Below are 2,058 nucleotides of genomic sequence, written 5' to 3'. Positions count from 1 at the left end.
AGCGCCTATAAAGACCGAAAGAGCCTCCTCGCTTACGTTAAAAAAGTGCTGGACAATTTTGGAGGCGAGTATGTAATTAATTTTGCCTAGGTACTTACTAGCTTGACTATTCTAAGTTATGCTATAACACCTGTACTAGGCTTAAATTTAGATATATCCACGATTTTAACTGATTTATTGCTTGTTATAGTATCATATTTTGTGGCACATCTTTTTTTATCTGCTGCTTCTTCATATTTCGGAGTTCCCTATTCACCATTTCTTGTTAATATAATGTTTTTTGGAGCTATCGTTATGGTTAATCTTCGCCGAATAGCGGAGGTAACTTGTTCACAACAACTTGCACAAGTCTTCAGTTTTTCTATTAATCATTGCCTACGCTAATTTTTTTTTAAAATGACGAATATTTATATATTCTAATGATAACAAAAGCTCCATATTTAAGGCTTTAACTAAAGATTACTTTGTTATAAACATCTGCCATCTCTACCTCAATCCTCAAAGATTTTAAAGGAACAATAATGTTAGTTTCATAAGCGGTAAAAAAACAGCGATCTCGCAGAGATCCGCTTTGCGGTGCGCCTTCTTCTTGAAAATGTTCAATATAACATCGCCAATTGAAGTCTGAATTGGCAGTTATAGTCATTTCAATTAAGATTGAGAATATCAATGCTAGAGTTAATCAGGGTTTCATCGGTCTAGAGCGTATCAGACTTATCTGAAATGACTATATCAGTTTACTGTCTTCCCACTCCCCAATTCATAATTCATAATTCATAATTCCCCAAACCCTCACCGCTCAAGGAATTAGAAGTTTCACAGCATAATTAGGAGAGATACCTTGACTTTTGCGGCGGCTTGGGTTATGATTCTCTTATAATCGGATATCTGTGTTTATCACCAACTGCTTAGATTTCCATTATGAATAAAGTCTTTTAAAAATATTATCCCAAAATCTGCCGACAAAAGCAAGGAAAATTTTGCCGTCAATTGTTAAGTTTTGTTAAGAAAAATACCAAGAGCGGCAAGGAATTTCTATTCCTTGCCGTTGACTTTGGCCGGACTCACCACTTCTTATAGGATAAAAACTTACCCGACATGGTAATTTTAACGCGATCGCCTTTAGGGTCTTCCTCCTTATCCACGTCGAGGGTAAAATCGATCGCACTCATAATACCATCGCCGAATTTTTCATGAATCACCGATTTTAGCGGCATTCCATACACCTGCATGATCTCGTAGAAACGATAAATCAGGGGGTCGGTGGGGACAACAGGACCCAATCCCTTGACAGGATACTCGGTTAAGGATGCGACGATTTCGGTTCCCAGTCCCAAAGCTGCCACAATTTTCGTTGCTTCTTCTAGGGAGGCGCTCGCTTGCCGGTAAAAAACAGCGGCAATCCACACCTCATCTCTCCCTAGAATCGCTTCTAGGTCAGCGAAACTGAGGCCTTTTTCCTTCTTCGCTTCCAATAGTTTTGCAGTAATTTCGGGTATCATCGCTTATTTTTGCAGAATTTGTCTGCTTCTAGTTTACCTGAACATCAGTTATATAAGTAAAAGTTATGACATTGATAAAAAAACATTCCTTAAAACCCCTTTACATAACTATAAAAAGCCGATAGTATTAACTCATGTCAAACAACGAACCTTGACAACCTAATACATACAGAAATTATCCAACCATGACCACCACTCTACAACAGCGCGAGAGCGCTTCCCTGTGGGAGCAGTTCTGTCAGTGGATCACCAGCACCAACAACCGTCTCTATATCGGTTGGTTCGGTGTCATCATGATCCCCACCCTGCTCACCGCCACCACCTGCTTCATCATCGCCTTTATCGCCGCTCCTCCCGTAGATATCGACGGTATCCGCGAGCCTGTAGCCGGTTCTCTACTCTACGGAAACAACATCATCTCCGGTGCAGTTGTTCCCTCTTCCAACGCGATTGGACTCCACTTCTACCCCATCTGGGAAGCAGCTTCCTTAGATGAGTGGTTATACAACGGTGGTCCCTACCAGTTAGTCATTTTCCACTTCTTACTAGGTGTCTT

At 40.5% G+C, this 2,058-nt stretch carries 2 protein-coding genes and 1 pseudogene; 1 reads left to right on the top strand and 2 read right to left on the bottom strand.

Going from position 1 to position 2,058, the window contains the following annotated elements; all coding sequences use genetic code 11:
- Window positions 1-448: 448 nt before the first annotated feature.
- Together PX482_RS10410 and cynS are read right to left on the bottom strand one after the other, a co-directional pair.
- On the bottom strand, window positions 449-646 hold the full coding sequence (locus PX482_RS10410) for a hypothetical protein (RefSeq protein WP_002761095.1): 198 nt from the start codon (window positions 644-646) through the stop codon (window positions 449-451).
- 418 nt (window positions 647-1,064) lie between these two features.
- Complete coding sequence (gene cynS / locus PX482_RS10405) at window positions 1,065-1,502, bottom strand: cyanase (RefSeq protein WP_002761093.1); 438 nt, start codon at window positions 1,500-1,502, stop codon at window positions 1,065-1,067.
- Window positions 1,503-1,687: 185 nt separating this feature from the next.
- Between cynS and PX482_RS10400 the strand changes: the two are divergent.
- Window positions 1,688-2,058 (top strand): annotated as a pseudogene (locus PX482_RS10400) (photosystem II q(b) protein); the annotation flags it as partial.

This window comes from Microcystis sp. M53602_WE12, assembly GCF_030065455.1.
Taxonomy (GTDB): Bacteria; Cyanobacteriota; Cyanobacteriia; order Cyanobacteriales; family Microcystaceae; genus Microcystis; species Microcystis aeruginosa.
Note: the sequence above shows the minus strand (reverse complement) of the source record. Positions and strands in the feature narration are given on the sequence as shown.